Source organism: Snodgrassella sp. CS2 (genome assembly GCF_050310315.1).
Classification (GTDB): domain Bacteria; phylum Pseudomonadota; class Gammaproteobacteria; order Burkholderiales; family Neisseriaceae; genus Snodgrassella; species Snodgrassella alvi_E.
Genome location: NZ_JBNPBA010000004.1, coordinates 189,449 through 210,745 on the forward strand (window position 1 = coordinate 189,449; position 21,297 = coordinate 210,745).

35 protein-coding genes are annotated in these 21,297 nt (G+C 43.8%); 32 read left to right on the forward strand and 3 right to left on the reverse strand.

Annotated elements, in window-relative coordinates:
- Positions 1–10 precede the first annotated feature (10 nt).
- From ACQP6D_RS07525 to orn, 3 genes are read right to left on the reverse strand one after another with little or no spacing between them, the layout of a single operon-like run.
- Positions 11–484: a CinA family protein gene (locus ACQP6D_RS07525; protein ID WP_367442328.1), complete on the reverse strand. Its 474-nt coding sequence runs from the start codon at positions 482–484 to the stop codon at positions 11–13.
- On the reverse strand, positions 465–2,123 hold the full coding sequence (gene pgi / locus ACQP6D_RS07530; protein ID WP_427857893.1) for a glucose-6-phosphate isomerase: 1,659 nt from the start codon (positions 2,121–2,123) through the stop codon (positions 465–467). The genes ACQP6D_RS07525 and pgi overlap by 20 nt, the downstream gene beginning before the upstream one ends.
- Before the next feature lie 48 nt (positions 2,124–2,171).
- The gene (gene orn, locus ACQP6D_RS07535) at positions 2,172–2,720 is read right to left on the reverse strand and encodes an oligoribonuclease (protein ID WP_100141117.1); all 549 of its coding nucleotides are present in this window, start codon (positions 2,718–2,720) and stop codon (positions 2,172–2,174) included.
- Between the two features lie 265 nt (positions 2,721–2,985).
- On the opposite strand from orn, the gene ACQP6D_RS07540 reads away from it, so the two are divergent.
- The 32 genes from ACQP6D_RS07540 to miaB all read left to right on the forward strand — a co-directional run bounded on the left by ACQP6D_RS07540 (position 2,986) and on the right by miaB (position 21,112).
- Positions 2,986–4,272: a M48 family metallopeptidase gene (locus ACQP6D_RS07540; protein ID WP_427857837.1), complete on the forward strand. Its 1,287-nt coding sequence runs from the start codon at positions 2,986–2,988 to the stop codon at positions 4,270–4,272.
- A gap of 10 nt (positions 4,273–4,282) precedes the next feature.
- The gene (gene rsgA / locus ACQP6D_RS07545; RefSeq protein ID WP_427857838.1) at positions 4,283–5,167 is read left to right on the forward strand and encodes a ribosome small subunit-dependent GTPase A; all 885 of its coding nucleotides are present in this window, start codon (positions 4,283–4,285) and stop codon (positions 5,165–5,167) included.
- A gap of 257 nt (positions 5,168–5,424) precedes the next feature.
- Entirely contained in the window at positions 5,425–6,069 is a 645-nt protein-coding gene (gene rplC / locus ACQP6D_RS07550; protein WP_427857839.1) for a 50S ribosomal protein L3, read from the forward strand.
- Positions 6,069–6,689 (forward strand): 50S ribosomal protein L4, encoded by a 621-nt coding sequence (rplD, locus tag ACQP6D_RS07555; RefSeq protein WP_025331819.1) that lies wholly within the window; start codon positions 6,069–6,071, stop codon positions 6,687–6,689. The genes rplC and rplD overlap by 1 nt, the downstream gene beginning before the upstream one ends.
- A complete protein-coding gene (gene rplW, locus ACQP6D_RS07560; RefSeq protein WP_180295814.1) occupies positions 6,686–7,000 on the forward strand; it encodes a 50S ribosomal protein L23 in 315 nt (104 codons plus the stop codon). The genes rplD and rplW overlap by 4 nt, the downstream gene beginning before the upstream one ends.
- Before the next feature lie 5 nt (positions 7,001–7,005).
- Positions 7,006–7,842: a 50S ribosomal protein L2 gene (gene rplB, locus ACQP6D_RS07565; protein WP_100141122.1), complete on the forward strand. Its 837-nt coding sequence runs from the start codon at positions 7,006–7,008 to the stop codon at positions 7,840–7,842.
- A gap of 5 nt (positions 7,843–7,847) precedes the next feature.
- Complete coding sequence (rpsS, locus tag ACQP6D_RS07570; RefSeq protein ID WP_025331704.1) at positions 7,848–8,123, forward strand: 30S ribosomal protein S19; 276 nt, start codon at positions 7,848–7,850, stop codon at positions 8,121–8,123.
- A gap of 10 nt (positions 8,124–8,133) precedes the next feature.
- Positions 8,134–8,463 (forward strand): 50S ribosomal protein L22, encoded by a 330-nt coding sequence (gene rplV, locus ACQP6D_RS07575; protein ID WP_037406961.1) that lies wholly within the window; start codon positions 8,134–8,136, stop codon positions 8,461–8,463.
- A 9-nt stretch (positions 8,464–8,472) separates the two neighbouring features.
- Complete coding sequence (rpsC, locus tag ACQP6D_RS07580; protein WP_100141123.1) at positions 8,473–9,177, forward strand: 30S ribosomal protein S3; 705 nt, start codon at positions 8,473–8,475, stop codon at positions 9,175–9,177.
- Positions 9,161–9,577 (forward strand): 50S ribosomal protein L16, encoded by a 417-nt coding sequence (rplP, locus tag ACQP6D_RS07585; protein ID WP_037394618.1) that lies wholly within the window; start codon positions 9,161–9,163, stop codon positions 9,575–9,577. Before rpsC ends, rplP begins: the two co-directional genes overlap by 17 nt.
- Positions 9,577–9,768: a 50S ribosomal protein L29 gene (gene rpmC, locus ACQP6D_RS07590; protein WP_025331702.1), complete on the forward strand. Its 192-nt coding sequence runs from the start codon at positions 9,577–9,579 to the stop codon at positions 9,766–9,768. The genes rplP and rpmC overlap by 1 nt, the downstream gene beginning before the upstream one ends.
- On the forward strand, positions 9,768–10,031 hold the full coding sequence (gene rpsQ, locus ACQP6D_RS07595; protein ID WP_100141124.1) for a 30S ribosomal protein S17: 264 nt from the start codon (positions 9,768–9,770) through the stop codon (positions 10,029–10,031). The genes rpmC and rpsQ overlap by 1 nt, the downstream gene beginning before the upstream one ends.
- Positions 10,032–10,263: 232 nt before the next feature.
- Positions 10,264–10,632 carry a 50S ribosomal protein L14 gene (gene rplN, locus ACQP6D_RS07600; protein WP_025331700.1) on the forward strand — a complete coding sequence of 123 codons (369 nt, stop codon included), beginning with the start codon at positions 10,264–10,266 and terminating at the stop codon, positions 10,630–10,632.
- A gap of 11 nt (positions 10,633–10,643) precedes the next feature.
- Complete coding sequence (rplX, locus tag ACQP6D_RS07605) at positions 10,644–10,967, forward strand: 50S ribosomal protein L24 (RefSeq protein WP_100141125.1); 324 nt, start codon at positions 10,644–10,646, stop codon at positions 10,965–10,967.
- Positions 10,968–10,977: 10 nt separating this feature from the next.
- Positions 10,978–11,517 (forward strand): 50S ribosomal protein L5, encoded by a 540-nt coding sequence (gene rplE, locus ACQP6D_RS07610; RefSeq protein ID WP_025331698.1) that lies wholly within the window; start codon positions 10,978–10,980, stop codon positions 11,515–11,517.
- Between the two features lie 2 nt (positions 11,518–11,519).
- Positions 11,520–11,825, forward strand: a complete 306-nt coding sequence (gene rpsN / locus ACQP6D_RS07615; RefSeq protein WP_025331697.1) for a 30S ribosomal protein S14 — start codon at positions 11,520–11,522, stop codon at positions 11,823–11,825.
- A gap of 14 nt (positions 11,826–11,839) precedes the next feature.
- Positions 11,840–12,232 (forward strand): 30S ribosomal protein S8, encoded by a 393-nt coding sequence (gene rpsH / locus ACQP6D_RS07620; protein WP_100141126.1) that lies wholly within the window; start codon positions 11,840–11,842, stop codon positions 12,230–12,232.
- Positions 12,233–12,241: 9 nt separating this feature from the next.
- A complete protein-coding gene (gene rplF, locus ACQP6D_RS07625) occupies positions 12,242–12,775 on the forward strand; it encodes a 50S ribosomal protein L6 (RefSeq protein ID WP_100151546.1) in 534 nt (177 codons plus the stop codon).
- A 13-nt stretch (positions 12,776–12,788) separates the two neighbouring features.
- The gene (gene rplR, locus ACQP6D_RS07630; RefSeq protein WP_100141128.1) at positions 12,789–13,142 is read left to right on the forward strand and encodes a 50S ribosomal protein L18; all 354 of its coding nucleotides are present in this window, start codon (positions 12,789–12,791) and stop codon (positions 13,140–13,142) included.
- Positions 13,143–13,161: 19 nt separating this feature from the next.
- Positions 13,162–13,680 carry a 30S ribosomal protein S5 gene (rpsE, locus tag ACQP6D_RS07635; protein WP_367490432.1) on the forward strand — a complete coding sequence of 173 codons (519 nt, stop codon included), beginning with the start codon at positions 13,162–13,164 and terminating at the stop codon, positions 13,678–13,680.
- Positions 13,673–13,858, forward strand: a complete 186-nt coding sequence (rpmD, locus tag ACQP6D_RS07640; protein WP_100100557.1) for a 50S ribosomal protein L30 — start codon at positions 13,673–13,675, stop codon at positions 13,856–13,858. The genes rpsE and rpmD overlap by 8 nt, the downstream gene beginning before the upstream one ends.
- A gap of 1 nt (position 13,859) precedes the next feature.
- Positions 13,860–14,294, forward strand: a complete 435-nt coding sequence (rplO, locus tag ACQP6D_RS07645) for a 50S ribosomal protein L15 (RefSeq protein WP_100141129.1) — start codon at positions 13,860–13,862, stop codon at positions 14,292–14,294.
- A gap of 13 nt (positions 14,295–14,307) precedes the next feature.
- Entirely contained in the window at positions 14,308–15,624 is a 1,317-nt protein-coding gene (gene secY, locus ACQP6D_RS07650; protein ID WP_100151547.1) for a preprotein translocase subunit SecY, read from the forward strand.
- Positions 15,625–15,629: 5 nt separating this feature from the next.
- Positions 15,630–15,848 (forward strand): translation initiation factor IF-1, encoded by a 219-nt coding sequence (gene infA, locus ACQP6D_RS07655; protein WP_003684714.1) that lies wholly within the window; start codon positions 15,630–15,632, stop codon positions 15,846–15,848.
- An 18-nt stretch (positions 15,849–15,866) separates the two neighbouring features.
- Positions 15,867–15,980, forward strand: coding sequence for a 50S ribosomal protein L36 (rpmJ, locus tag ACQP6D_RS07660; protein ID WP_003697674.1), 114 nt, complete (start codon positions 15,867–15,869; stop codon positions 15,978–15,980).
- Between the two features lie 58 nt (positions 15,981–16,038).
- Positions 16,039–16,401 (forward strand): 30S ribosomal protein S13, encoded by a 363-nt coding sequence (rpsM, locus tag ACQP6D_RS07665; RefSeq protein ID WP_037406984.1) that lies wholly within the window; start codon positions 16,039–16,041, stop codon positions 16,399–16,401.
- A 16-nt stretch (positions 16,402–16,417) separates the two neighbouring features.
- Positions 16,418–16,810: a 30S ribosomal protein S11 gene (gene rpsK / locus ACQP6D_RS07670; protein WP_025331688.1), complete on the forward strand. Its 393-nt coding sequence runs from the start codon at positions 16,418–16,420 to the stop codon at positions 16,808–16,810.
- Positions 16,811–16,825: 15 nt separating this feature from the next.
- Positions 16,826–17,446 (forward strand): 30S ribosomal protein S4, encoded by a 621-nt coding sequence (gene rpsD, locus ACQP6D_RS07675; protein WP_025331687.1) that lies wholly within the window; start codon positions 16,826–16,828, stop codon positions 17,444–17,446.
- A 24-nt stretch (positions 17,447–17,470) separates the two neighbouring features.
- Positions 17,471–18,457 (forward strand): DNA-directed RNA polymerase subunit alpha, encoded by a 987-nt coding sequence (locus tag ACQP6D_RS07680; RefSeq protein ID WP_100141131.1) that lies wholly within the window; start codon positions 17,471–17,473, stop codon positions 18,455–18,457.
- Positions 18,458–18,475: 18 nt separating this feature from the next.
- Complete coding sequence (gene rplQ / locus ACQP6D_RS07685) at positions 18,476–18,859, forward strand: 50S ribosomal protein L17 (RefSeq protein ID WP_100141132.1); 384 nt, start codon at positions 18,476–18,478, stop codon at positions 18,857–18,859.
- Between the two features lie 523 nt (positions 18,860–19,382).
- Positions 19,383–19,769: a hypothetical protein gene (locus ACQP6D_RS07690; protein ID WP_143558400.1), complete on the forward strand. Its 387-nt coding sequence runs from the start codon at positions 19,383–19,385 to the stop codon at positions 19,767–19,769.
- 14 nt (positions 19,770–19,783) lie between these two features.
- The gene (gene miaB / locus ACQP6D_RS07695; RefSeq protein WP_267408617.1) at positions 19,784–21,112 is read left to right on the forward strand and encodes a tRNA (N6-isopentenyl adenosine(37)-C2)-methylthiotransferase MiaB; all 1,329 of its coding nucleotides are present in this window, start codon (positions 19,784–19,786) and stop codon (positions 21,110–21,112) included.
- Positions 21,113–21,297: the final 185 nt, after the last annotated feature.

The window sequence follows — 21,297 nt, forward strand, 5'->3', positions numbered from 1 at the left end:
ATTTATTTTCTTAGCGGTATAAATAATGACGCAAAAACCGCAGTGCATATTCCACAGCCTGTGCTCGAATGACGTCACGATCTCCCTTGAAAAGGTGTTGTTTGGCCCAAATGCGTTGTTTGGTAGCTAAACCAAACCAGACCGTGCCAACAGGTTTTTCAGTACTGCCGCCAGTTGGTCCGGCAATACCGGAAATAGAAAGGGCATAATCAGCTTTGGCGTCAATCAGTGCTCCTAGAGCCATTTCACGTACACATTCTTCACTTACAGCACCATAATGTCGTAAAGTAACTTCATTAACATTGAGTAAGTGCTGCTTTGCTTGATTGCTGTAAGTTACATAGCCCATATTAAACCAGCCGGAACTTCCTGGAAGATGAGTCAACTCAGCTGCCAGTAGGCCACCGGTACAAGATTCTGCACAGGTTACAGTGTGTCCAAGTTCTTCTAGTTTCGTGGTGATATCATGCAGGGTTTGTCTCATGGTGATGTTTTCTAAAGTAGTCTATGAGGCCATTGGTAGATGCATCATGGTTAAGCGTATCTGTGTTGCTCAATTCGGGTTCTATGTGTTTCGCCAGAACTTTGCCGTACTCTACTCCCCATTGGTCGAAAGAGTTTATCCCCCATACCACGCCCTGAACGAAGACTTTATGTTCATACATTGCTAGCAACATCCCCAGATTAAAAGGATTGATTTCATCTAGCAGCAAGGTATTAGATGGTTGATTACCAGGAAATACTTTCTGTGGTGCCATGATATCACGACGTTTATTGTCTAAAGTCATGAGTTCTGCATAGGCTTCAGCCAGTGTTTTGCCATGCATTAAGGCCTCAGTCTGAGCAAACGCATTGGCTACAAGTACCTTGTGTTGCGTACTCACACGGTAGAAACTATTAATCGGAATGATAAAGTCAGAGGATATCAGACGTGGCCCTTGATGAAGGAGCTGAAAAAAAGCATGCTGGCAGTTTACGCCCTCTTCACCCCAGATGATTGGCCCCGTATCAAAATCCAGTCGCTCTCCATAACGGCTTACCTGTTTGCCATTACTTTCCATATCCAGTTGTTGTAAATGTGCTGCGAGACGGCGCAATCCGTGGTCATACGGGATAATTGCATGGCTGGTGGTGGTATAAAATGTGTGATACCACAGGCCAATCAAACCAAGTAAAACGGGAATGTTGTGTCTTAATGGCGCATGAAAGAAATGTTCATCCATTGCCCGACCGCCAGCGAGGAAATTTTGAAAGTTATCTTTACCAATGGCAAAGATAACCGACAGACCAATTGTTGACCAGACAGAGTAGCGACCGCCCACCCACTCAAACATAGCGTATATGTGCTCAGGTTTTATGCCAAAAGCCTGTGCTTTATCAATTGCACTGGTAATAGCAATGAAATGGCGGCCGATATCAGTTTCACGCAAGCCATGCTGTATAAACCAGCTTCGTGCAGTCTGTGCGTTCAGTAAGGTTTCTGGTGTAGTAAAGGATTTGCTGGCAATAATAAAAATTGTTGTAGCAGGGTTTACTTTTTCTAATACCTGCATCAAATTGGCGCCATCAACATTGGCTACATAATGAATATTCAATCCAGATTGCTGAAACGGTCGTAATGCCAATGTAACCATTTCCGGCCCTAAATGAGAACCACCAATACCGATGTTGATAATATCCGTAATACGGTTTCCCTGAGCTCCTGTGTATTCTCCACAACGAACCGCTTCGGCAAAGCTATAGGCACGTTCAAGTTCATGATGAATATCGGGAACGATATTGTGATCATCGACATAGACTTCAGCCTGAGGGGGAAGCCGGAGCGCTGTGTGCAACACTGCGCGGTTTTCACTGACATTGATTTTTTCGCCGCGCCGCATTTTATCTGTCCAGCCTCGTACATCGGCAATATTGGCCAGCTCTATTAATAATGTCAGAGTATCTTCAGTAATGCGGTTTTTGCTGTAATCCAGTAATAGGCCATTTAATTGCTCATGCATTTGTTCAAAACGATCCGGCTGTTGCCGAAATAGATCACGCATGTGCAAAAAACGGGTACTGCGCTGATGTTGATGTAGCTGTGCCCAGATGGCTGTCTGATTAATAGGACAAGATGGATTCATCATAACCGGAAAATTTTTCAGCAAAGAATAAAGGCGGAGTATACAAAATCAGGCAGATACTGTTAAGAAATGTTTGCGATAATAAGCCATTTCTTCAATACTTTCCTTAATATCATCCAGAGCCTGATGAGCGCCTTTTTTGCTTATACCTTTTGCAACAGGCGGGTTCCAACGTTTAGCCAATTCTTTTAATGTAGATACATCCAAATTGCGATAGTGAAAGTAAGCTTCCAGTTTCGGCATATATCGCACCATAAAGCGACGGTCCTGATGAATCGAATTACCGCACATTGGTGAAGCTTTTTCGGGTACCCACTCACTGATAAAGGCTAACAATTTTTCTTCCGCTTCCGCTTCAGTCAAGGTAGAAGCCCTTACTTTATCTATCAAACCTGTACGTGTGTGGGTAGACGTATTCCATTTGTCCATATGATTAATAATACTATCTGGCTGATGAATAACTAGTACTTCAGACTGAGCTAAAATATTAAGATCACTATCGGTTATGATCATGGCGACTTCAATAATCCGGTCAGTATCCGGATTTAAGCCAGTCATTTCCATATCCAGCCAGACAAGATTTTTATCGTTTTGCATATCTTAATCTTGATTGATAACAAAACATCATTTTAGCTGCTTTCTCTAATGGCTGATAGCTTATTTTTTTACGGTAAATTAAAAGATAATTTGAAAATTTATTCTGGTTTAGAAACTAATAAATACAGGCATGAAAATTTATTAAACAGGCTAAAAGCGTGGTAAATTTCTATTTAAAAAAAGGGATTTTCGGATTGCCGCTTTTATCCACCCATAACGTACAAACTCCGCTACAATCATTATTTTTAAGCTATAGTGTGTTTTTATGGCGTTTTATCTTTCTGCCCAAACAGTCTATCTACTATTTCTTTTATTTTTCGTATCTACAACCTGTGGTCAGTTGTATCTGTCTGTACGTCAGAGTAAAGCTGTATTAGCGCATCGAAGCCGCGTACCTGCTGCATTCTTAGCCAACGTATCACTGGATGAGCATCAGAAAGCAGCAGATTACACTTTAGCCAAACAACGTCTGGCTCGTTACGAAATACTGTTTCAGGCATTGTTGCTATTGGTGTTTACACTTGGCGGCGGGTTAGATTTGTTGGCACGTATAAGTCAAAAGTGGACACACCACGATATAGTACAAGGAATTTTGTTAATTGGTTTGTTTGCACTGGTGAATATGGTATTGGGCTGGCCATTAGCATGGTATCGCAGCTTTTGCCTTGAAGCTAAATTCGGTTTTAACAAAATGACACCAGCTACGTTTATTGCTGATCAATTTAAAGGATGTTTGCTAGCTATTATTGTTGGCTTACCTTTGCTATACATCATATTATTAATCATGCAGATTCTGATTGCAGAAAACTGGTTCGGAGGTGCATGGTGGCTTGTAGTTTGGCTGGTTTGGGTAAGTTTTTCTTTGTTATTGATGTGGGCATTTCCTAAATGGATTGCTCCATTATTTAATAAATTTGAACCATTACAAGATGATGTCATGCGTGCTCGTATCGAAAATCTGCTACAACGTACAGGCTTTCACAGTGATGGAATTTTTGTCATGGATGGATCCAAACGTAGCGGACATGGTAATGCATACTTTACAGGTCTTGGGAAGCACAAGCGCATTGTATTTTTTGATACCCTTCTAAAAGATATGCAAGTAAACGAAGTTGAAGCCGTGCTGGCGCACGAATTAGGACATTTTGCTCACAAGCATGTATTCAAGCAAATAATTGTTACTTTTATACTTGCCTTAATTGTATTTGCGGTTTTAGGTTGGCTATTGCCCCAGGCGGGTTTTTATCTGGGGCTGGGTGTGCATGAACCCAGTCATGCCATGGCTTTATTATTGTTTATGCTGGTGCTACCACTGTTTACTTTCCCATTTTCACCACTGGCAAGTGTTTTGTCTCGTAAAAATGAATTTGAAGCCGACCGGTTTGCAGCTAAATATGCCCATGCTGAGGATTTAATTCAGGCGCTAACCAAACTCTACCGTAGCAATGCTGCCAGTCTCGTCTCAGATATCTGGTATTCTCGCTTTTATGATTCTCATCCTGGTGCACGAGAACGTATTGCGGCACTTCAGACAGCAATAAAGGCACATTAGGACATTTGGAATGGTGCAGCAGACGGATAAGTTATTAACGGCGCAAATTGTTACCAGTTTCGGTCGGCGTTTTCAGGTGCGTACTGCCGCCGGAAAAATGTACGAGGCTACTACCCGAAAAAAAAGAATAGATTTTGCTTGCGGTGATATTGTGCATATCGGGCATATCAACCAACAACAAGCCGTGATTGAAGATTATTTACCCCGTCGCAGCCTGCTATACCGTCAGGATGCAACACGCACTAAGCTTATAGCAGCCAATGTTACTCTGATGCTAATAGTGCTGGCGGCGGTACCTACACCAAGTGAATTGCTGTTGCAGCGGGCATTGCTGGCTGCTGAAGCGGCGGACATAACGCCACTGATTATCTTAAATAAGGCTGACTTACCTCAGAATGCTGAATGGTTGGTAAAACTATCTTATTATCAGAGTTTCGGCTATAAGGTAATCAATATCAGCGCTCTGAATGATATAACTCTATTGCGTGAACATTTACAGGGTGAATGTGCTATCCTGCTAGGACAGTCCGGTATGGGTAAATCTACTTTAACCAATGCCCTTCTGGGTAAAGAGCAGGCTCGGGTGGGTACAATTTCATCTGCGCTGGATTCCGGACGTCATACCACAACTCATGCTCAGTTATATGATCTCAATACTGAGAGTCAGTTAATCGATTCCCCCGGCTTGCAGGCATTTGGGCTGCATTATTTACATACAGGCGATTTGCTGCATTACTTTCCTGATATGCGTACTTATATCGGACAATGCCGATTTCATAACTGCACTCACCGTCAGGAACCGGGCTGCGCTCTCAAGCAAGCATTAGCTGAAGGTAAGCTAAAACCAGAGCGGTTGCGTTTTCTGCAAAATATCACAGATGAATTAAGCAAATGACATCTGCTAACAAACAAAAAATGTAGCTAAACGATTGATATTTCATGACGATAAAACGTCAAAACCCAATCTAGACTTTATCAGTAAGGCGTAATCGTTGTTTTTACCTAAAAATCCGTGCTTTAGTTACATAAAAAATTGATTCAAGCAGAATAAACATGATATTATCACAATCTTGCCGATTTTACGTCGGCAAGATTCTTTATTTGTGCGAGGCCAATCAATCGTAATTGGTCCCTTTATAAAAGGAAATAACTATGACTTTAGGTCTGGTTGGGCGCAAAGTAGGCATGACGCGCGTGTTCGATGAGAACGGCGCATCCGTTCCAGTAACCGTACTGGATATGTCTGCTAACCGCGTCACTCAACTCAAATCCGAAGCTACCGACGGCTACACTGCCGTACAGGTGACTTTTGGTCAGAAAAAAGCCAATCGCGTAAGCAAGGCACAGGCAGGTCACTTTGCCAAAGCTGGTGTTGAAGCCGGACGCGGTTTGGTTGAATTTGCTGTTTCTGCTGAAAAACTGGCTGAATTGTCTGCAGGTGCTGAAATTAATGTCAGCATATTTGCAGCAGGACAGTTGATTGATGTCACTGGTACCAGCAAAGGTAAAGGCTTTTCTGGCACCATCAAACGTCACAATTTTGGTTCTCAGCGTGCTTCTCACGGTAACTCCCGTTCTCATCGCGTACCTGGTTCAACTGGTATGGCGCAGGATCCGGGTCGCGTATTCCCGGGTAAACGTATGGCTGGTCAGTACGGTAACGTTAAATCCACCATTCAGAATCTCGAAATCGTACGCGTAGATACCGAACGTCAGCTGCTGCTGGTGAAAGGTGCGGTGCCCGGTGCGGTTAACAGCAACGTTGTCGTGCGTCCGAGCGTGAAGGTAGGTGCGTAATGGAACTGAAATTAATTGATGCTCAAGGTCAGGTTGCAGGTGCGGTTGCTGCTTCTGACGCATTGTTTGCACGTGAATACAATGAAGATCTGGTTCACCAGCTTGTAACGGCCTTTTTGGCTAATGCTCGCTCTGGTAATCGTTCACAGCTGACTCGTGCTGAAGTAAAACATTCCACTAAAAAACCATGGCGTCAGAAAGGAACTGGCCGTGCCCGTTCTGGTATGACTTCTTCTCCGCTGTGGCGCAGTGGTGGTCGTGCGTTCCCAAATAAACCAGATGAAAACTTTACCCAGAAAGTAAATCGCAAGATGTACCGTGCGGGTATGGCAGCTATTCTGTCTCAGCTGGTACGTGATGAACGCCTGTTTGTAATTGACGAATTATCTGCTGCTACACCTAAAACCAAAGCCTTTGCCGAACAGGTGAAAAATCTGGGTATGGAACAAGTACTGTTCATCACCAAACAGTTGGATGAAAACGTTTATCTGTCCAGCCGTAACCTGCCAAATGTACTGGTTCTGGAAGCACAGCAAACTGATCCGTACAATCTGTTACGCTTTAAGAAAGTAGTGCTTACCAAAGCAGCAGTTGCACAACTTGAGGAGCAATGGGTATGAATCAACAACGTTTAATGCAAGTGCTCTTGGCTCCTGTTGTTTCTGAAAAAAGCAACATGCTGGCTGAAAAACGCAACCAGATGACGTTTAAAGTATTGCCAAATGCCACTAAGCCTGAAATCAAGGCAGCCGTGGAACTATTATTTAATGTGAAAGTGGACTCAGTAGCCACCACAATCATTAAAGGCAAAAATAAACGTTTTGGCCGTACCATCGGTAAGCGCAGTGATGTGAAAAAAGCTTATGTCAGTCTTGCGGCTGGTCAGGAGCTGGACATTGAATCTGCTGCCGCTTCTGCAGATAAGGAATAAGCACTATGGCTATTGTTAAAATGAAGCCGACTTCTGCTGGCCGTCGCGGCATGGTACGCGTGGTAACAGAAGGCTTGCACAAAGGTGCTCCATATGCACCATTATTGGAAAAACAGTCTTCAACTGCTGGCCGTAACCACGGTGGTCGCATTACCACTCGCCACAAAGGTGGTGGTCACAAGCATCACTACCGCGTTGTAGACTTCAAACGTAACGACAAAGACGGTATCGCTGCTAAAGTTGAACGCATTGAGTATGACCCAAACCGTACCGCGCATATTGCCTTGTTGTGCTTCGCCGATGGTGAGCGCCGTTATATCATTGCTCCGCGCAATGTACAGGTTGGTGCTGTGCTGGTTTCCGGTTCCGAAGCTGCAATCAAAGCAGGTAACAACCTGCCTATTCGCAATATTCCGGTTGGTACTACACTGCACTGTATCGAAATGAAACCGGGTAAAGGCGCACAGATTGCTCGCTCCGCTGGCGCATCTGCCGTACTTCTTGCAAAAGAAGGTGTATATGCTCAGTTGCGTCTGCGTTCTGGTGAAGTGCGAAAAATTCACGTTGACTGCCGTGCCACCATCGGTGAAGTAGGCAACGAAGAGCAAAGCCTGCAAAAACTGGGTAAAGCTGGTGCCAAACGCTGGCGCGGTGTTCGTCCGACCGTTCGCGGTGTAGTAATGAACCCAGTAGATCACCCGCATGGTGGTGGTGAAGGTCGTACAGGTGAAGCCCGCGAACCGGTTAGCCCATGGGGTACACCGACCAAAGGCTATCGTACTCGTCGTAATAAACGCACGAACAACATGATTGTTCGCCGCCGTTACTCAAATAAAGGTTAACTGATATGGCTCGTTCATTGAAAAAAGGCCCATATGTCGACCTGCATTTACTGAAAAAAGTCGATGCGGCTCGTGCTAATAACGACAAGCGCCCGATTAAAACCTGGTCACGTCGTTCCACTATTCTGCCTGATTTTATCGGTTTGACCATCGCTGTACACAACGGCCGTACCCACGTGCCAGTGTTTATTAGCGACAATATGGTAGGCCATAAATTGGGTGAGTTCTCATTGACCCGTACCTTCAAAGGCCATCTGGCTGATAAGAAGGCTAAAAAATAAGGGATAAAACATGAGAGTTAGTGCACAACACAAAAATGCCCGCATTTCTGCGCAAAAAGCCCGTCTGGTTGCTGACTTGGTGCGTGGCAAAGATATTGCCCAAGCGTTGAATATTCTGACATTCAGCCCTAAAAAGGGTGCTGAGCTGATCAAAAAAGTACTGGAGTCTGCTGTGGCCAATGCCGAGCATAACGAGGGTGCTGATATTGACGAATTGAAAGTGGTTACCATTTATGTCGACAAAGGTCCGAGCCTGAAACGTTTTCAGGCACGTGCCAAAGGTCGTGGTAATCGCATCGAAAAACAAACTTGTCACATCAACGTGATTGTGGGCAACTAAGGAAAAGCGATGGGACAAAAAATTAACCCTACAGGCTTTCGCCTGGCAGTGAATAAAGATTGGTCTTCCAAATGGTTTGCTAAAAGTGGCGACTTTTCCAAAGTGCTGAAAGAAGATATCGACGTACGTAATTTTCTGCGCAAACGACTGGCTAATGCTTCTGTTGGTCGCGTAGTTATTGAGCGTCCGGCTAAATCTGCACGTATTACCATTTATAGTGCCCGTCCGGGGATTGTAATTGGTAAAAAAGGTGAAGACATCGAAGTATTAAAACGTGATTTGCAGAAAATCATGGGTGTGCCGGTACATGTCAACATCGAAGAAATCCGTAAACCGGAAATTGATGCGCAAATTATTGCTGACAATATTGCAGCCCAGCTGGAAAAACGTGTAATGTTTCGCCGTGCCATGAAACGCGCTATGCAAAATGCTATGCGTGTTGGTGCCAAAGGTATCAAAATCATGTCTTCCGGCCGATTAAACGGTATTGAAATTGCTCGTACCGAATGGTATCGCGAAGGTCGTGTGCCTCTGCATACCCTGCGTGCTAATGTGGACTACGCAACCAGCGAAGCCAAAACCACATACGGCATCATCGGTATTAAAGTCTGGGTTTACAAAGGTGAACTGACACCGGGTGAAATTCAGGCCAAGCCGGAACAGGAAAAGAAACACAGCAGAAAGGCAGGTGGTCGAAATGCTGCAGCCAACTAGAATGAAATACCGCAAACAGCAGAAAGGCCGCAATACCGGTATTGCTACTCGTGGCAATAAAGTTAGCTTCGGTGATTTTGGTCTGAAAGCTGTGGGTCGTGGTCGTCTGACTGCACGCCAAATTGAAGCAGCACGTCGAGCAATGACACGTCATATCAAACGTGGCGGTCGTATCTGGATTCGTGTATTCCCGGATAAACCCATTACTGAAAAACCGATTCAGGTTCGTATGGGTGGCGGTAAAGGTAATGTTGAATATTACATTGCCGAAATTCAGCCGGGCAAAATGCTCTACGAAATGGATGGTGTAGATGAAACTTTGGCTCGTCAGGCTTTCGAGCTGGCTGCTGCCAAATTGCCGATTCAGACCGTATTTGTTAAACGCCAGGTAGGTCAATAATGAAAACCAGTGAATTGAAAGACAAATCTGTTGAGCAGTTAAACGAAGAACTGGTTGGCCTGCTGAAAGCGCAATTCGGATTGCGTATGCAGCATGCCACCGGCCAGCTGGGTAAAAACAGTGAGCTGAAAAAAGTGCGTCGTAATATTGCTCGTGTAAAAACCATTTTGCATCAGAAGGATGGTGAATAATGACTGAAGCTAAAAACGTACGTACTTTGCAGGGCAAAGTCGTGAGCGACAAAATGGATAAAACCGTAACCGTACTGGTTGAACGCAAAGTAAAACATCCGTTGTATGGTAAAGTGATTCGTCGTTCGACTAAAATCCATGCCCACGATGAGCAAAACCAATACGGTATTGGTGACGTTGTTGTCATTTCCGAAGGTCGGCCAATGTCAAAAACCAAAAGCTGGGTTGTAACTGAGCTGATTGAAAAAGCACGCAATGTGTAATTAACACAACAAAGTGCTGCAATTAGGGAACGAAGTATTGCGACAATCCAATATTGTCTGTAAACTTCGTTCCTTAACTTTCAGTTTCCTGAAAGTTTCCGGCGCTCGCCGGAACTCTCCCTTCGGGACCCAAGACTGGTTTACTAGAACCGTTAAAGGTTTCAAACAGCCATAAAGAGGTAATAGGCTGATTGAAAGCGGTAAATTAAGTTGGATTTTAAAAGGTAATAACATGATTCAAATGCAGACCATCTTAGATGTGGCTGACAACTCTGGTGCACGCCGTGTAATGTGCATCAAAGTATTAGGTGGATCTAAGCGTCGCTACGCATCTGTAGGCGACATCATCAAAGTGGCCGTTAAAGACGCAGCTCCTCGTGGTCGCGTAAAAAAGGGCGATGTATATAATGCTGTAGTTGTTCGCACAGCAAAAGGTGTACGTCGTAATGACGGTGCACTGATTAAGTTTGATAACAATGCAGCCGTGCTGTTGAATACTAAATTGGAACCAATTGGTACCCGTATTTTTGGCCCGGTAACCCGTGAGCTACGTACTGAGCGATTCATGAAAATCGTTTCATTGGCTCCTGAAGTACTGTAAGTGAGGTTGCAATGAAAAAGATTAAAACTGGTGATCAGGTGATCATCATTGCCGGTAAAGATAAGGGCAAACAGGGTAAAGTCGTACGTGTTCTCGGTGAGAAGGTGATTGTTGATGGTGTGAACCGCGTAAAACGTCACCAAAAACCAAATCCCATGCGTGGAATTGAAGGTGGTGTAATTACCAAAGATGCGCCATTGGCTATCTCCAATGTAGCGATTTTCAATCCGGAAACCCAAAAAGCTGACCGCGTAGGCATTAAAGTAGAAACTGTAGACGGTAAAGTAGTACGTACACGTGTATACAAATCTACCGGTGCTGTCGTGGGAGCTTAAGGAGTAATCAATGGCTCGTTTAAAAGACTTTTATAACACCACTGTTGTTCCTGAGTTGACCAAACAGTTCGGTTACAAATCTATTATGGAAGTACCGCGTATTGAAAAAATCACTCTGAATATGGGTGTGGGCGAAGCGGTTGCCGATAAGAAAGTAATGGAACATGCAGTTGGTGACTTAGAGAAAATTGCTGGTCAGAAACCGGTAGTAACCGTAGCACGTAAATCAATTGCGGGTTTCAAAATCCGTGATAACTATCCAATCGGTTGTAAAGTTACTTTACGCCGTGACCGTATGTATGAGTTTCTGGATCGATTAATTGCCATTGCCCTACCACGTGTGCGTGACTTCCGTGGCGTAAACGGTAAATCATTCGACGGCCGTGGTAACTACAACATGGGTGTGCGTGAACAAATTATTTTCCCGGAAATTGAATACGACAAAATCGATGCTTTGCGTGGTCTGAATATTACCATCACCACGACTGCCAAAACTGATGCAGAAGCCAAAGCACTGTTGTCTCTGTTCAAATTTCCGTTTAAGGGTTAATTATGGCTAAGAAAGCACTTATTAATCGTGAGCTGAAGCGCGAAGCTTTGGCAAAAAAATATGCTGCCAAACGCGAAGCCATTTTCGCTATCATCAATGATGCCAATGCGACTGATGAAGAGCATTTTCAGGCTCGATTGAAACTGCAGGCTATTCCGCGTAATGCTGCTCCGATTCGTCAACGTCGTCGCTGCGCTTTGACAGGTCGTCCGCGTGGTAATTTCCGTAAATTCGGCTTGGCCCGTACTAAAATCCGTGAAATCGCCATGCGTGGTGAAATTCCGGGCGTAATCAAAGCCAGCTGGTAATAGGAGTATAAAATATGAGTATGCATGATCCTATTTCCGATATGTTGACCCGTATTCGTAATGCTCAGCGTGCTAACAAAGCATCTGTAAGCATGCCGTCTTCCAAACTGAAAGTGGCTATTGCCAAAGTTTTGAAAGAAGAAGGTTACGTAGAAGACTTTGCCGTATCTACCGAAACCAAGGCGACATTGGAAATACAATTAAAATACTACGCTGGTCAGCCTGTGATTGAACGCATTCAACGCGTTTCACGTCCTGGTCTGCGTGTGTATAAAGGTTCCAACGACATTCCTTCAGTAATGAATGGTTTGGGCGTTGTGATTGTGAGCACTTCTAAAGGTGTAATGACTGACCGCAAAGCCCGTGCCAATGGTATCGGCGGTGAGTTGTTATGCGTGGTTGCCTAAGGGGAAAACATGTCTCGAATTGCTAAACATCCGGTAGTCGTTCCGGCTGGCGTTGACGTTAAGTTCTCTCCAGAAGCTATCATTGTTAAAGGTAAAAACGGCGAACTGTCCCTGCATCAGCATGCTGAAGTAAATGTAGCATTAAATGATGGACAATTAGTTATCACTGCCAACGACAGCAGTACAAAAGCGAATGCTTTATCTGGTACCGTGCGTGCGTTACTGCACAACATGGTTGTTGGTGTAAGCAATGGTTTTGAGAAAAAACTGCAATTGATTGGTGTAGGCTATCGCGCTCAAGCTCAAGGAAAGGTATTGAATCTTTCTTTGGGCTACTCTCATCCGATTAATTACGAATTGCCAGAAGGCATTACAGCTACTACACCTTCAGCTACCGAAATTATCATTGCTGGTGCTGACAAACAGGTAGTAGGGCAAGTTGCTGCTGAAATTCGTGGATTCCGTCCGCCTGAACCTTATAAAGGTAAAGGTGTACGATATGCTGATGAGCGTGTCGTTATTAAAGAAACCAAGAAAAAATAATTGAGGCTCACTGATGGATAAAAATGTAGCAAGACTGCGTCGTGCACGTAAAACCCGTGCCAAAATTGCAGCCCTGAACAAAGTGAGATTGTGCGTTTTTCGTACCAATAATCACATTTATGCCCAGGTTATTAGCGCTGAAGGTGATCGAGTATTGGCTCAGGCTTCTACTCTTGAGGCTGATGTGCGTGCCAGCATCAAATACGGCAGCAATGTAGATGCTGCGGTAGTGGTTGGCAAACGCATTGCTGAAAAAGCTAAAGCAGCCGGCATTGAAGCTGTGGCATTTGACCGTTCAGGTTTTCAATACCATGGTCGCGTTAAAGCCTTGGCTGAGGCAGCCCGTGAAAACGGCTTAAGCTTCTAATAAACTGGAGACCAGAAATATGGCAAAACACGAAACTGAAGAACGCGGTGACGGCCTGATCGAAAAGATGGTTGCCGTAAACCGTGTGACCAAAGTGGTTAAAGGTGGCCGCATTATGGCTTTTTCAGCTTTAACCGTAGTAGGTGATGGCGATGGTCGCATCGGTATGGGCAAAGGTAAATCTAAAGAGGTTCCTGTTGCTGTACAGAAAGCCATGGATCATGCGCGTCGTAACATGATTAAAGTGCCATTAAATGGCCGTACAATTCATCATGAAGTAATCGGTCGTCATGGCGCTACTCGCGTATTCATGCAGCCTGCCAAAGAAGGTAATGGTGTTAAAGCAGGTGGTCCGATGCGTTTGGTATTTGATGCAATGGGTATTCATAATATTTCTGCTAAAGTGCATGGTTCAACAAATCCTTACAATATTGTTCGTGCAACATTGGATGGTTTGTCTAGACTGTATACACCAGCTGAAATTGCTGCCAAACGTGGCCTGACCGTAGAAGAAATTTTAGGAGCAGATCATGAGTGAGCAGAAAACCGTACGCATTACACTGGTTAAAAGCTTGATTGGCACTATTGCCGCTCACCGTGCCTGCGCACGTGGCTTAGGTTTGCGTCATCGTGAGCATACTGTTGAAGTGCTTGATACCCCCGAAAATCGTGGCATGATCAACAAAATCAGCTACCTTTTGAAAGTGGAGAAGTAACATGCTTTTGAATACCATTCAGCCTGCTGAAGGTGCTAAACATGCGGCTCGCCGCGTGGGTCGTGGCATCGGCAGTGGTTTAGGCAAAACCTGTGGCCGTGGGCACAAAGGTCAGAAAAGCCGTAAAGGTGGTTATCATAAAGTTGGTTTCGAAGGTGGACAAATGCCTTTGCAGCGTCGCTTGCCGAAACGTGGCTTTAAATCTATGACAGCTCATCTAAATGCTGAAGTGCGTCTGGATGAACTGGCAAAAGTTGCAGTAAACGAAATTGATGTTCTGGTATTGAAACAGGCCGGATTGGTACCTGCAACTGCTTTGAATGTCAAAATTATTGCATCTGGCAACATTGATAAGGCGGTAACTTTAAATGGTATTAAAGCCACCAAAGGTGCGCAACAGGCCATTGAAGCTGCCGGTGGTAAAGTAGCAGAATAAGGCAAGGAAACAAGTGGCTAATCCGCAATCCGCAACAGGACTTTCAAAGTTTGGTGATTTAAAAAATCGTCTGTTATTTTTGCTTGGTGCGTTGGTTGTATTCCGCATCGGGTCGCATATTCCAGTGCCCGGTGTGGATGGTGCTGCTTTGACCAAACTGTATGAAAGTGCCGGCGGAGGTATATTGAGCATGCTCAATATGTTTTCCGGCGGTTCACTGCAACGGTTCAGTATCTTTGCAATTGGTGTTATGCCATATATTTCAGCTTCAATTATTGTACAGCTGGCTTCTGAAATTATCCCTTCCCTGAAAGCACTCAAAAAGGAAGGTGAGGCTGGACGTCGGACTTTGACGAAATATACGCGTTATGGCACTGTATTGTTGGCTACTCTACAAAGTTTCGGTGCTGCAGCATTTGTTTATCAACAAAATGTAGTGGTATCTGGCCAGTTTGAATTTTATTTGACTACCATGGTGTGTCTGGTTACCGGAACCATGTTTCTTATGTGGCTTGGTGAGCAGATTACAGAACGTGGTATTGGTAATGGTATTTCGTTGATTATTACTGCCGGTATCGCAGCCAGTCTGCCTGCCGGTATTGGTCGCTTACTAACACTGACTAGTCAGGGTTCAATCAGTTATTTGATGGCTGTTGCATTGATTGTTGGGGCATTAGCTTTGATTTATGCTGTTGTATACATCGAAAGTGCACAACGTAAAGTACCGGTGCAATATGCTAAGCGGCAAGTAGGTAATCGCATTATGCAGGCTCAGAATTCACATTTGCCATTTAAATTGAATATGGCCGGCGTGATACCGCCAATTTTTGCGTCTAGTATTATTCTGTTTCCCTCTACTCTATTAAGCTGGTTTGGTTCAGCTAATCAAGATGGATGGTTGCAGAAACTGGCCACACTCTTGCAGCATGGTCAGCCTGTTTATATTTTGCTATTTGCAGCTACTATTATCTTCTTTTGTTATTTCTATACGGCGTTGGTATTCAGTCCAAGAGAAATGGCAGAAAATCTGAAGAAAAGTGGTGCTTTCGTGCCGGGTATTCGCCCTGGTGAACAAACCAGTCGTTATCTGGAGAAAGTTGTATTGCGTTTAACCTTCTGGGGCGCAATTTATATAGCTATCGTGTGCCTGATTCCGGAAGTATTAACTTCTGCGATGAATGTACCTTTCTACCTAGGTGGCACCTCACTACTTATTCTGGTGGTGGTGACCATGGATTTTAAAACGCAAATTGCTTCTTATGTGATGAGTAGTCAGTATGAACATCTGATGAAGCGTTCTGCGATGAAATCATTATCATCACGTCGTTAAGTATTATGGCTAAAGAAGATACCATACAAATGCAGGGTGAAATCCTTGAAACCCTGCCCAACGCAACTTTTAAAGTTAAACTTGAAAACGATCATGTCGTTTTAGGTCATATTTCTGGAAAAATGCGTATGCATTACATACGTATTTCTCCTGGAGATAAGGTGACTGTGGAATTGACTCCGTACGATTTGACTCGTGCTCGCATCGTTTTCCGCGCCCGCTAAGAGTAGAAAGGAAATAATATGCGCGTTCAGCCGTCGGTAAAGAAAATTTGCCGCAATTGTAAAATCATCCGTCGCAACCGCGTTGTACGTGTGATTTGTACCGACCCTCGTCACAAACAACGTCAAGGCTAATTGGATAACCCTAAGTCTTTATGTTATAGTGACAGACTTTTTGCCCTAAGGAAAAAATATGGCTCGTATTGCAGGGGTGAATATCCCTAACAATGCCCATATCGTAATTGGCCTTCAGGCTATTTATGGTATTGGTTCGTCTCGCGCTAAACTGGTTTGCGAAGCTGCCGGCGTTGTGCCGAGCACTAAAGTTAAAGATTTGGACGAGGCTCAACTTGATGCTTTACGTGAACAAATTGCCAAATACCATGTAGAAGGTGATTTGCGTCGTGAAGTAACCATGAACATCAAACGATTGATGGATATGGGCTGCTATCGTGGTCTGCGTCATCGTCGTGGTTTGCCTTGCCGTGGTCAGCGTACCCGTACCAATGCGCGTACTCGTAAAGGCCCGCGTAAAGCGATTGCAGGCAAGAAATAATTGATAAGGAACAATAATGGCTAAAGCAAACACAGCTCGTGTGCGCAAGAAAGTACGTAAATCCGTAAGTGAAGGTATTGTGCATGTACATGCATCTTTCAATAATACCATCATTACTATCACTGACCGTCAGGGCAATGCATTATCTTGGGCTACCTCTGGCGGTGCTGGTTTTAAAGGTTCACGTAAAAGCACACCATTTGCCGCTCAGGTTGCGGCTGAAGCAGCTGGCAAAGTTGCCCAAGAGTATGGCGTAAAAAATCTGGAAGTTCGTATAAAGGGGCCGGGTCCTGGTCGCGAATCTTCTGTACGTGCGCTCAACGCTCTTGGTTTCAAGATTACCAGTATTACAGACGTTACTCCATTGCCACACAATGGTTGTCGGCCACCTAAAAAACGTCGTATCTAACAGGAGTATTCGAGTATGGCACGTTATACCGGCCCGAAATGTAAATTAGCCCGTCGTGAGGGTACTGATCTTTTTCTGAAGAGTGCTCGTCGCTCTCTGGATTCTAAATGTAAGCTGGATTCTGCTCCAGGTCAGCACGGTGCGAAAAAACCTCGCCTGTCTGGCTATGGATTGCAATTGCGTGAAAAACAAAAAATTCGTCGTATTTACGGCGTTTTGGAACGTCAGTTCCGCCGTTATTTTGCTGAAGCAGCCCGTCGTAAAGGTTCGACTGGTGAATTGCTGCTTCAGTTGTTGGAATCTCGTTTAGACAACGTGGTATACCGCATGGGTTTTGGTTCTACACGTGCTGAAGCCCGTCAGTTGGTATCTCACAAAGCCATTACCGTGAACGGCCAAGTTGTCAATATCCCTTCTTTTCAAGTAAAAGCTGGTGATGTAGTTGCTGTTCGCGAAAAAGCCAAAAAACAGGTGCGTATTCAAGAAGCTTTCAGTCTGGCCAGTCAGATCGGCTTACCAAGCTGGGTTTCTGTTGAAGAAGGCAAACTGGAAGGTGTTTTCAAAAACATGCCAGATCGCACTGAATTGAGTGGCGATATTAATGAACAGCTGGTGGTAGAGTTTTACTCTAAATAAAGCTGGTTAAGTGAGGACAGTTAAATGCAAAACACATCCGAATTCTTGAAACCGCGTCAAATTGACGTTGACACCTTGTCTGCTACTCGAGCCAAAGTGTCTATGGAGCCGTTTGAACGTGGTTTCGGCCATACGTTGGGTAATGCTTTGCGTCGTATCTTACTGTCATCAATGAATGGTTATGCGTCGACAGAAGTAACGATTGAAGGCGTATTGCATGAATACTCTACGCTTGACAGTGTTCAGGAAGATGTTGTTGATATTCTTCTGAATCTGAAGGGCGTAGTATTTAAAGTGCATGGCCGCACAGAGGTAACTTTAAGTCTGAAAAAGTCTGGAGCAGGGGTTGTTACTGCTGCTGATATCGAGTTACCACATGACGTCGAAATTGTTAATCCTGATCATGTTATCTGCCATCTGTCAGAAGGTGGAAGTATTAATATGGAAATCAAGGTTGAGCAAGGACGTGGTTATGAAGCTGTGTCTGGTCGTCGAAATAAAGACGATCACAAACGTATCGGCGCTATTCAACTGGATGCAAGCTTTTCGCCTATCAGTCGTGTCAGCTTTGAAGTGGAACCGGCTCGTGTGGAGCAACGTACTGATTTAGACCGTTTAGTTTTGGATATTGAAACCAATGGTGCAATTGATCCGGAAGAAGCGGTACGCAGTGCGGCCTGTATTTTGATTGATCAGATGTCAATCTTTGCTGATTTACAGGGTACGCCGGTAGCAGTAGTGGAAGAAAAAGAACCACCTATTGATCCTATTCTACTTCGTCCTGTGGACGATCTGGAGTTGACCGTTCGTTCAGCAAACTGTTTGAAAGCTGAAGATATTTACTATATTGGCGATTTGATTCAACGTACAGAGACTGAACTGTTGAAAACTCCGAATCTGGGTAGAAAATCTCTGAATGAAATCAAGGAAGTCCTGGCTTCCAAAGGTTTGACGTTGGGTTCAAAACTGGAAGCCTGGCCGCCGGCCAGTCTGGAAAAGCCACAAGTTTGATGATTAAAGGATAATGACATGCGTCATCGTAATGGTAACCGCAAATTAAACCGCACCAGCAGTCATCGTGCTGCTATGTTGCGTAATATGGCTAATTCATTGTTGACTCACGAAGCGATTGTAACTACTTTGCCAAAAGCTAAAGAGTTACGCCGTGTAGCTGAACCGTTGATTACTTTGGGTAAAAAGCCTTCACTGGCCAATCATCGTTTAGCTTTTAATCGTACTCGTGATCGTGAAGTTGTTGTAAAGTTATTTAATGAATTGGGTCCGCGCTTCGCTAATCGAAATGGTGGCTATCTGCGCATTTTGAAATATGGTTTCCGTAAAGGTGATAATGCTCCATTGGCTCTGGTTGAGTTAGTAGAGAAAGCACCTGAAACTGAAGCTGTTGCTGAGTAATCAGACTTCAAATACAAGCCAGCCGTTAGGCTGGCTTGTTTCATTTTGTTTATTTGCTTGTTAATACAATTATGATTGTGTATAAATTTTACTTGTGAAATTATTTAAATGCTTGATAGGTATCGAGAAGTTTTATTAAAAGAAGATTTGGTCGCTTTGTCACTAAGTGAAATGAGGATTTACGCAATAATTAATGGGTATAAACAGCAATAATTATAAATATAAGAAGTATGGTATGACTTGAATAATTTGCTCGGTGAATTTGTTAACGCTGATTATTTAGTAGCGCTATTAAATTCTTAATTCTTAGCTAAATCTTTGTATATGGTGATATTCCATCCATTTATTTATTTTTAGTTGTAGCTCGATATGATGTAACTAATTGTTTAAACGCAGATTAATAATTTCATTATTTTTATTTATCAGCTCTCATTTTACTGCTTTGCTGGAATGGCTGCTGATAAATCGTCTTCTGCGTATAATTGTTTCCCGTAAATTAACCATTGTTATTCAAGGAGAAACTATGAAGTACTTGCGTTTGGCGTTATGTGGTTTGATTTTGTTGACTGCTTCATTTGCATGGGCAGGCCGTATTTTACCTCGCGATGTTCAGATTGTAGTGCTGAAAAATGCTGAGGGGCAACAGGTTGTATTGGGAACTGCGAAAAAGGCCTGGTTACGTACGCTGAGTCTGGGCTTAATCAATGGTAATAAAACATTTCAATTGAGTCGTGCCGTAAGAGTGCATGATGCCAATAACCGTTTTATTACTTATAATAATTTGTCTAGATTCAAGAACTCTCCGATAGCGGTACGCTTTGACAGGATGAATCAGATTCTAGAAATCTGGGTGTTGACGGATGAGGAACAGAATGAGTTGATCCGCCCGAATAATCCTCAGGTTGAATAATATTGTTAGGTGTTATGAAAAAAGTATTTATACGAACCTTTGGTTGTCAAATGAATGAGTATGATAGCGAAAAAATGCTGTCTGTACTTGCGGAAGGACAATCTTTAGAGCGTACTGACAGAGCTGAAGATGCGGATATTATTCTGTTTAATACTTGCTCAGTACGGGAAAAAGCTCAGGAAAAAGTATTTTCAGATTTGGGACGTATTCGGCCGTTAAAGGCTAAAAATCCGAATTTAATCATCGGAGTGGGCGGCTGTGTGGCCTCTCAGGAAGGTGAGGCAATCATTCAGCGGGCGCCTTATGTAGATGTTGTTTTTGGACCGCAGACTTTGCACCGTTTGCCGCAAATGATTTTGGATAAGGAGACGAGTGGTCTTTCTCAGGTAGATATTTCTTTTCCTGAAATAGAAAAATTTGACCATTTGCCACCGGCACGTGTAGAGGGAGGAGCGGCTTTTGTTTCCATTATGGAAGGCTGTTCCAAATATTGTAGTTTCTGTGTTGTCCCTTACACGCGTGGTGAAGAGTTTTCTCGTCCATTGGAGGATGTGTTAACTGAAATTGCCGGATTGGCTCAACAAGGTGTTAAGGAAATTAACCTGCTAGGGCAGAATGTAAATGCTTATCGGGGCGATATGGGCAATGGTGAAATATGTGATTTTGCTACTTTGCTGCGTATTGTCCATGAGATACCTGGTATTGAGCGCATGCGTTTCACAACGAGCCATCCTCGTGAATTTTCTGACGCTATTATTGAGTGCTATCGGGACTTGCCAAAATTGGTATCGCATCTGCATTTGCCAGTACAGTCTGGTTCTGATCGTGTGCTAGCAGCAATGAAACGTGGCTATACTGCATTGGAATATAAACATATTATTCGTAAATTACGTGCTATACGTCCGGATTTATGTTTGAGCTCAGATTTTATTGTAGGATTTCCGGGTGAAACGGAACGAGAATTTGAGCAGACGTTGAAGCTGGTACAGGATCTGGCTTTTGATTTAAGTTTCGTCTTTATTTATAGTCCGCGGCCAGGTACGCCTGCGGCTAATTTGCCAGATGATACGCCACATACTGAAAAGGTACGTCGGCTGGAGGCTTTAAATGAAGTGATAGAGGCTGAAACGGCTCGTATTAATCAATCAATGCTTGGAAGTGTACAGCGCTGTCTGGTGGAAGGTGTCTCCAAAAAGGATCCAGATCAGTTGCAGGCTCGAACAGCTAATAACAGAGTGGTAAATTTTACCGGCCATCCACGTCTGATAAATCAAATGGTTGAGTTGGAAATTACTGAGGCACATACATTCTCGTTACGCGGAAAAATTGTTTTGGCCGAATGAATAATTCATTAGGAAAGCAGAGGAAAGCAAAGCGCTAATGAGGTTTGGAAATGCAGATCAATATGCATATAAATACAAACAAGAAGGCTGTATTGGTTATTCGATTAGCTGCAATATGGTAGTGTTTTTGTCCGGTTACCTATCTGTTTAATTGTGTTAGCCGGTTTTGTGTGGCCTTTTTTCGG